The organism is Acidovorax sp. SUPP2539, assembly GCF_030158975.1.
Lineage (GTDB): Bacteria > Pseudomonadota > Gammaproteobacteria > Burkholderiales > Burkholderiaceae_C > Paracidovorax.
Genome location: NZ_BQXJ01000006.1, coordinates 301,504 through 309,299 on the forward strand (window position 1 = coordinate 301,504; position 7,796 = coordinate 309,299).

Here is a 7,796-nt window from a genome sequence, read left to right on the forward strand (position 1 = left end):
GTGGCCGGACGCCGGCCTGCAGCGCCGGCGCGGCCCGCCCGTGGCCCCGGCCCGCTCATGCGCAACCGTGGCCCAGGTCGCGCGACAGCGCCTGGGCGGCGGCGCGCAGCGGCGCGTCGATGGCGCCGCCCCAGGCGGGGTCGAACGTGGCGACCGAGCCCAGCGTGGTGATGCCCAGCGCCAGGTGCCCGTCGGCGTCGAACACCGGGGCGCAGAACGCGACGATGCCCGGCAGCAGGGTGTCCACCACGCGGGCCGCGCCGCGCTCGCGCACCTCGGCCAGCAGGGCGTCGACGGCGGCGGCGTCGGTGGGCAGATCGGTGCGGCCCAGCTTGGCGGCGTGGGCCAGCTCTTCCTGGAGCAGCGCGGCCGTGGCCTCGCGCGGCAGGTGGGCGCAAAAACAGCGGCCGGTGGCGGAGGCCAGCAGCGGCATGACGTCGCCCAGGCGCAGGTTGGCGGTCACGGCCTGGGGCGATTCTTCCCAGTGCACGATGGTCGGGCCGCGGTTGCCCCACACGGCCAGCGCCAGGGTGTGGCCGATGGTGTCCATGAGCGCGGGCATGCGTTCGCGCGCCAGGCGCATCGCGTCGAGCCGCGCGAGCGAGGCCAGGCCCAGCTTGAGCGCGGCCGGCCCCAGGTCGTAGCGCGCGGTGCCCGGGTCCTGCGCCACCAGCCCCAGGCGCTGGAAGCTCACGAGGTAGCGGTGCGCCTTGGCGGCGCTCATGCCGGCCGTGGCCGCGAGGTCCTTGAGCATCAGCGGTCCGCGCGACCGTGTCAGCCCCTCCAGCAGGGCGAAGCCGACTTCCACCGACTGTATGCCTGCCCGTTCCTTGTCCATCTGCACTAGAATTTCCAGAGTTTTGTTTAGTTAAATCAATTTAACCATTCGTAATTCGTGCCGGGCACCCGCCGCCGGCGCGTTGGAAGACAAGAGGTCTGAGCCCCATGAAACTCGCCACCTACAAAGATGGTTCCCGCGACGGCCAACTGGTCGTCGTCTCCCGCGACCTGGGCACGGCCCATTATGCGACCGGCATCGCGAGCCGCCTGCAGCAGGTGCTGGACGACTGGGGCTTCCTGTCGCCCCAGCTGCAGGACCTGTACGACCAGCTCAACGCCGGCCGCGCCCCGCACGCGTTTCCCTTCGATCCCGCCCAGTGCATGGCCCCGCTGCCGCGCGCCTACCAGTGGGCGGACGGCTCCGCCTACATCAACCACGTCGAACTGGTGCGAAAAGCGCGTAACTCCGAGGTGCCCGAGAGCTTCTACACCGACCCGCTGATGTACCAGGGCGGCAGCGACGACTTCATCGGCCCGCGCGACGACGTGGTCGTGCCGAGCGAGGCCATGGGCATCGACTTCGAGGCCGAGATCGCCGTCGTCACCGGCGACGTGAAGATGGGCACCACGCCCGAGCAGGCGCTGGACGGCGTCCGCCTGGTCATGCTGGCCAACGATGTTTCGCTGCGCAACCTCATCCCGGCCGAACTGGCCAAGGGCTTCGGTTTCTTCCAGTCCAAGCCCGCCACCGCGTTCAGCCCGGTCGCCATCACGCTCGACGAACTGGGGGACGCCTGGGACCAGGGCCGCGTGAACCTCACGCTGCAATCGACCTGGAACGGCCGCAAGGTCGGCATGTGCGATGCCGGCCCCGAGATGACCTTCCACTTCGGCCAGCTCATCGCCCACGTGGCCAAGACGCGCAACGTGCGCGCGGGCTCCATCATCGGCAGCGGCACGGTCAGCAACCGCGGTGTGGAGCAGAACGGCCGCACCGAGTGGCCCAAGGGCTACAGCTGCATCGCCGAAAAGCGCTGCATCGAGACCATCCAGGACGGCAAGCCCTCCACCGAGTTCATGAAGTTCGGCGACACCATCCGCATCGAGATGAAGAACAAGGCCGGCCAGAGCCTGTTCGGCGCCATCGACCAGAACATCGCGGCCCCGCAATGACGACCCGCGCGGGGCTGGCCCGGCTCGCGCTGGCGGCGTGGCTGTTGCTGCCGGGCGCCTTGCTGGCGCAGCAGGCGCCGGCCATGGCCGCGCCAGCCGCTGCCCCCGCGAGTGCCGCCAGTGTCGATGGCCGCGGTGCCCCGCGCTCCTGCCCGCCGGAGGCGGCCCCCTTCGATCCGGCCGAGATGCCGCAGGCCCTGAGCCATGCGCGCGACCGCGGCCTGCTGTGGCGCATCGACAAGGACGGGCGCACCAGCTGGCTCTACGGCACCGTGCACGCGGCCGAGCGCGGCTGGATGTTCCCCGGCCCGACGGTGCGCGCGGCCGTGATGGCCTCGGACCGCGTGGCGCTCGAACTCGACCTGCTGGACCCGGCCGTGATGCAGGCCCTGCAGGCGGCCATGGTGGCCCCGCCCGGTGCGCCCCCGCTGCCGCCGGCCCTGGCCGCCCGCCTCGCCGCCCAGGTGGATGCCGCCTGCCTGGCGCCGGCGATCGCCCGCCTGCGGCCCGAGCTGCAGGCCGTGACGCTCGTGGGGCAGTCGGCGCGCCGCTCGGGCGTGGACCTGGCCTACGGCATCGACGCCGTCATCGCCGGCATGGCCCGCGCGACGGCCAAGCCCATCGTGGCGCTGGAAACCCCCGAGCAGCAGATCCGCCTGCTGGCCTCCGACGACCCGGCCCGCACTGCGGCCGCCGTGGGGGCGGCGCTCGACCAGCTCGAAGGCGGGCAGGCGCAGCGCTCCATCACCAGGCTCACCCGGGCCTGGGCCGACGGGCGCCTGAACGTGCTGCAGACCTATTCGCAATGGTGCGAGTGCCTCGCCAGCGAGGCCGAGCAGGCCGAATACCGGCAGATGGTGGACGCCCGCAACCCCGGCATGGCCCGCGGCATCGCCGCCGCCCATGACGCCGGACACCGCGTGTTCGCCGCCGTGGGCGCGCTGCACATGGCGGGCCCCCAGGGGCTGCCGGCCCTGATGGCGCAGCAGGGCTTTCGCGTGCAGCGCGTGGTGTTCCCCGCGCCGGTGCCGCAAGCCGCACCGCCTCTCGGGGCTGGAAATGATTCCAAACCAAATCAGCCCCCAGCGCAATGAAATCTAGGGCATGTCGCTATCAAAATAGTAGCAAATAGAAAAACACGGATGCCCACCGGCGCATCCCTTTCCCCCGACCATTCCCTTGAAGGAGACAAAACCATGCACCGCAGAACCCTGCTCAAAAACGCCCTGGCCGCCGCTGGCGCCACCGCCGGCGCCGCCATGCCCTGGGCGGCCCGGGCCCAGTCCGACTACCCCAGCCAGCCGATCCGCTGGGTCGTTCCGTACCCGGCCGGCGGCGGTACCGACGTGCTGGCGCGCACCGTGGCCGAAGCCCTGCGCGGCCCGCTGGGCCAGCAGATCGTGGTGGACAACCGCCCCGGCGCCTCCACCAACATCGGCGCGCAGATGGTCGCCACCGCCAAGCCCGACGGCTACACGCTCATGTCGGCCGACAACGCCCTGCTGGCCTACAACGAGCACCTGTTCAGCAAGCTGCCGTTCAGCCCGGAAAAGGACTTCACCTACATCGCCGGCCTGAGCCGCTTTCCGCTCGCGCTGGTGGTGCACCCGGCCTTCGAGGCCAAGACCGTCAAGGATCTGCTGGCCTACGCGCGCGCCAACCCGGGCAAGCTCAACTACGCCTCGCCGGGCAACGGCTCGCCGCACCACCTGGCGATGGAGATGTTCAAGAACCGCACGCAGACCTTCCTGACCCACATCCCTTACCGCGGCGCCGCGCCTGCGCTGCAGGACGTGATGGGCGGCCAGGTGCCCTGCATGTTCCTCGACCTGGCCGCCGGCCTGCCGGTGATCCAGGCCGGCAAGGTGCGGGCGCTCGCCATCGGCTCGGCCAAGCGCGTGCCCGGCCTGCCCGACGTGCCCACGCTGGCCGAGGCGGGCGTGCCCAACACCGAGGTCTATGCCTTCCAGGGCGTGCTCGGCCCCGCTGGCCTGCCGCCTGCGCTGGTGACCCGCCTCAACACCGAGGTCAACAAGGCCCTGGCCAGCCCGCCGGTGGTCAAGCGCATGCAGGATTTCGGCATGGAGCCCCTGGGCGGCACGCCCGAGCAGTTCCGCGCGATGGCCCGCGCGGAGGCCAAGCGGTGGGGGGAGATCATCAAGGCGGCGGGGGTGAAGCTGGATTGAGGGCGGCGCCGATCGCGGCGGGTGCCCAGCGACGCGTGGGCGTTCGCATGGGCAAGGGGTGAATCCGGCAACGGGGCGGCACTTAAACTGCGCCCCTTCTTTTTTGACGCCGCTTCGCCATGCATTCGATATCTCGCCAGCGCCCCGCCACCGAATTCCGGCTGGCGTGGCTTCGCGCAGGTCGGTCCATCTTGGCGACCGCTGCGTTGGTGGGGTTCGGTGCCGGTCCGGCAGGTGCTGCACCGCAGGCTTTCCCGGTCCTCGTCGATGCCGCCTTCTCGAAACCGGCGGCTGGCCACATCGCTTCGGCCGACACTTTGCAGGCGTTCCTGCGCCAGCTCCACCGCAACCGGCACGAAAACCGGTTCTGTTTCGTGCAGGAGCGGCTGCCCCCTGACGCCGCGCATCCCACAGAGCGCGACACGATCTGGATGGTGTGGACCACGGGGGCCAGGATTTACACCTTCACAAACTACCCTGGCGGGTCGCGCGAAGATCCCAACAGCGAGGCCGCAGGGCTGGCGCACTCCAACCCCGTCCATTGGAAGACGGACGTCGTGGCCGACGAAGACGCGGTGGGCGGCAGCACCTACCTCGTGACCCGGGCCTGGGTAGACCGTATCCGGCAGGCGTGCCGACGCGTGGGCGTCGCCGTCCGGGTGCCGCGTTTCCCGGCGGTCGTGCGGTAACGCTGGCTACCCAGGCAGGCGTGCCCCGATCCTGGCTGGGCCGCGGCCAGTGCCAGTGCCAGTGCCAGTGCCAGTGCCACTGGATGCTTTACAAACGGGCGTTCGCCCCCACCTCCGGTAGATTGCCGCGCCAGGAGAGACGGGGCGGCTCCTTGACCGTCCGCAGGCCGGGACGGCGGCCCTGCTCCGGCGCCTGGCGCACCACGCCAACCCATAACTTTCCCCCCTCTGGAGAAAAACCCCCATGCTGAATTTCGACTTCCACAACCCCACGCACATCGCCTTCGGAAAAGGCCGCATCGCCGACCTGGACCGGCTGGTGCCGGCACAGGCCAAGGTGCTGATCCTGGTGGGCGGCGCCAGCGCCGAGAAGACCGGCACGCTGGCCGAAGTGCGGGCGGCGCTGGGGGCCCGGCAGCACGCCACGTTCGCGGGCATCGAGCCCAATCCGAGCTATGAAACCTCGATGAACGCCGTGGCGCAGATCCGCGAGGGCGGGTTCGACTTTCTGCTGGCGGTGGGCGGCGGCTCGGTGATCGATGCGGTGAAGTTCATCGCCGCGGCCGTGCCGTTCGAGGCCGGCGATCCGTGGGCCATCCTGGAAAAGCGCGGCAGCAACGTGGCCCGCGCGCTGCCGTTCGGCGCGGTGCTCACCCTGCCCGCCACGGGATCGGAGATGAACAACGGCGGCGTGATCACGCACCGCGCCAAGGGCGCCAAGCTGGCCTTCGGCAGCCCGCACACCTATCCGGTGTTCTCGGTGCTGGACCCCACCAAGACCTACACGCTGCCTCCGCAGCAACTGGCTAACGGCGTGGTCGATGCTTTCGTGCACACGGTGGAGCAGTACCTCACCTACCCCGTCAACGGCGCGGTGCAGGACCGCTTCGCCGAGGGCATTTTGCAGACGCTGATCGAGATCGGCCCGCGCATCCTGGCCGCGCCCGAGCCGGTGTACGACGATCGCGCCAACCTGATGTGGACGGCCACGCTGGCACTCAACGGCCTGATCGGCGCGGGCGTGCCGCAGGACTGGGCCACGCACATGATCGGCCACGAGATCACCGCGCTGCACGGCATCGACCATGCGCGCACGCTGGCCGTGGTGCTGCCGTCCCTGCTGCAGGCGCAGCGCGGCGCCAAGCGCGCCAAGCTGCTGCAGTACGGCGAGCGCGTGTGGGGTATTCGCACCGGCACCGAGGACGAGCGCATCGATGCGGCCATCGCCGCCACGCGCGATTTCTTCGAGCGCATGGGCATTCCCACCCGGCTGTCGGCCTACGGCGTGGGCGCGGACAGCGTGGCCACGCTGGTGGCGCAACTGGAGGCGCACGGCATGGTGCGCCTGGGCGAGCACCGCGATGTGACGCCCGAGGTGAGCCGCCGCGTGCTCGAAGCGGCGCTCTGAACGGGCCCGGCAAGGCCCTGCCAACCCGCGGAGCGCGCGCCACGGGCGGCGGGCCACCGTCTGCGCCCGCGCCCGTTCTTTGCGGGCACCCCTTCCATTCGGCGGTGCCGGCCCCATCTGGGGGCAGGCGCTTTCGCTGGCGCTTCTCCTCTTTTTCTGATCTCCTTTTGAAAGCACCGCCATGGCAAAGAAAATCCTGATGGTCCTCACCTCCCACGACCAGCTGGGCGACACCGGCAAGAAGACGGGCTTCTGGCTCGAAGAGTTCGCCGCGCCCTACTACGTGTTCAAGGATGCAGGCGCCGAGATCACGCTGGCCTCGCCTCAGGGCGGGCAGCCTCCGCTGGACCCCAAGAGCGACGAGCCCGATGCGCAGACCGACGCCACGCGCCGCTTCAAGGCCGATACCGAGGCGCAGAAGCACCTGGCCAGCACGCTGCCGCTGTCCGGCATCAACCCCGACGACTTCGACGCCGTGTTCTACCCCGGCGGCCACGGCCCGCTGTGGGACCTGGCGGAAGACGCCCATTCCATCGCGCTGATCGAGAACACGTTCGCCGACCGCAAGCCCCTGGCTCTGGTGTGCCACGCGCCCGGCGTGCTGCGCCACACCAAGACGGTGGGCGGCCAGCCGCTCGTGCAGGGCCGCAAGGTGACCGGCTTCACCAACACCGAGGAAGAGGGCGTGCAGCTCACCAAGATCGTGCCCTTCCTGGTGGAGGACATGCTTAAGGAGCGCGGCGGCCAATACGCCAAGGGCCCCGACTGGGCGCCTTTCGTGCTGACCGACGGCCTGCTGGTGACGGGGCAGAACCCCGCATCGTCCGAGCCGGCGGCGCACGCGCTGCTCAAGTTGCTGGGCTGAGCCGGGCTGCTTGCCTGCAGGGGCAGGCGGCTCCGATTCAAGCGTGCTGCAGCAGCGCCGGCCCACGGCGAGGGGCGGCGTGCCGGTGCAGAACGGCACTGCAGCAGTGCGTTGCTGGTGCGGAAAATGGATGAGCGAATGGGGCCGTTTTCCGCATCTGCTGCGCTGCTCCTGCTGCTGCCATGGATGGGCAGCCGGTGAGGAGGGCTTTTCGCATGCCGGGATATGATGACCGTCGTTTCAATGCCACAGCCTGTGTGAAGGTCTGCCCACGATGACACGCCGCGTCACGATCCAAACGCCATTGGGAGAACAGCTGCAGTTTCGCCGCCTGCAGGGCAAGGAATCGTTGAGCGAGCTGTTTGCGTTGGATGTGGACCTGCTGAGCGAGAGCAAGTCCCTCGACCCCAAGGCGTTGCTGGGCAAGCACGCCACGGTGGAGGTGGAGACCGAAGGCGGCGGTCGGCGCTACCTGGACGGCATCGTCACCCGGTTCGGGCTGCAGGGCGAAGACCACCGGTATTACTCCTACCGCCTGCGCTTGAACCCCTGGCTGTGGCTGGCCACACGCAAGAGCGACTTCAAGATATTCCAGAACAAGACCGTGCCCGACATCATCGAAGAGGTGCTCGGCAAATACGGCCACCCCCTGCAAAAACGGCTCACGCGGGCGTATCGCAGCTGGGACTACTGCG

The 7,796-nt window shown here is 69.8% G+C and carries 8 protein-coding genes; 7 read left to right on the forward strand and 1 reads right to left on the reverse strand.

The genetic code is table 11. From position 1 onward, the window contains the following. Positions 1 to 55: 55 nt before the first annotated feature. On the reverse strand, positions 56 to 838 hold the full coding sequence (locus tag AVTE2539_RS21210) for an IclR family transcriptional regulator (RefSeq protein ID WP_284413672.1): 783 nt from the start codon (positions 836 to 838) through the stop codon (positions 56 to 58). 107 nt (positions 839 to 945) lie between these two features. Here AVTE2539_RS21210 and AVTE2539_RS21215 point away from each other — a divergent pair, with 107 nt between their 5' ends. The 7 genes from AVTE2539_RS21215 to AVTE2539_RS21245 all read left to right on the forward strand — a co-directional run. Then, on the forward strand, positions 946 to 1,953 hold the full coding sequence (locus tag AVTE2539_RS21215) for a fumarylacetoacetate hydrolase family protein (RefSeq protein WP_284413646.1): 1,008 nt from the start codon (positions 946 to 948) through the stop codon (positions 1,951 to 1,953). Beyond that, complete coding sequence (locus AVTE2539_RS21220; RefSeq protein ID WP_284413648.1) at positions 1,950 to 3,047, forward strand: TraB/GumN family protein; 1,098 nt, start codon at positions 1,950 to 1,952, stop codon at positions 3,045 to 3,047. The genes AVTE2539_RS21215 and AVTE2539_RS21220 overlap by 4 nt, the downstream gene beginning before the upstream one ends. Positions 3,048 to 3,149: 102 nt before the next feature. Next, on the forward strand, positions 3,150 to 4,139 hold the full coding sequence (locus AVTE2539_RS21225; RefSeq protein ID WP_284413649.1) for a Bug family tripartite tricarboxylate transporter substrate binding protein: 990 nt from the start codon (positions 3,150 to 3,152) through the stop codon (positions 4,137 to 4,139). A gap of 119 nt (positions 4,140 to 4,258) precedes the next feature. Beyond that, on the forward strand, positions 4,259 to 4,828 hold the full coding sequence (locus AVTE2539_RS21230) for a hypothetical protein (protein ID WP_284401503.1): 570 nt from the start codon (positions 4,259 to 4,261) through the stop codon (positions 4,826 to 4,828). Between the two features lie 244 nt (positions 4,829 to 5,072). Continuing rightward, complete coding sequence (locus AVTE2539_RS21235; RefSeq protein WP_284413651.1) at positions 5,073 to 6,236, forward strand: iron-containing alcohol dehydrogenase; 1,164 nt, start codon at positions 5,073 to 5,075, stop codon at positions 6,234 to 6,236. Positions 6,237 to 6,417: 181 nt separating this feature from the next. Next, positions 6,418 to 7,101, forward strand: a complete 684-nt coding sequence (locus tag AVTE2539_RS21240; RefSeq protein WP_284413653.1) for a type 1 glutamine amidotransferase domain-containing protein — start codon at positions 6,418 to 6,420, stop codon at positions 7,099 to 7,101. Between the two features lie 274 nt (positions 7,102 to 7,375). Beyond that, on the forward strand, positions 7,376 to 7,796 hold a 421-nt coding region (locus AVTE2539_RS21245; protein ID WP_284413655.1), incomplete at its 3' end, for a contractile injection system protein, VgrG/Pvc8 family.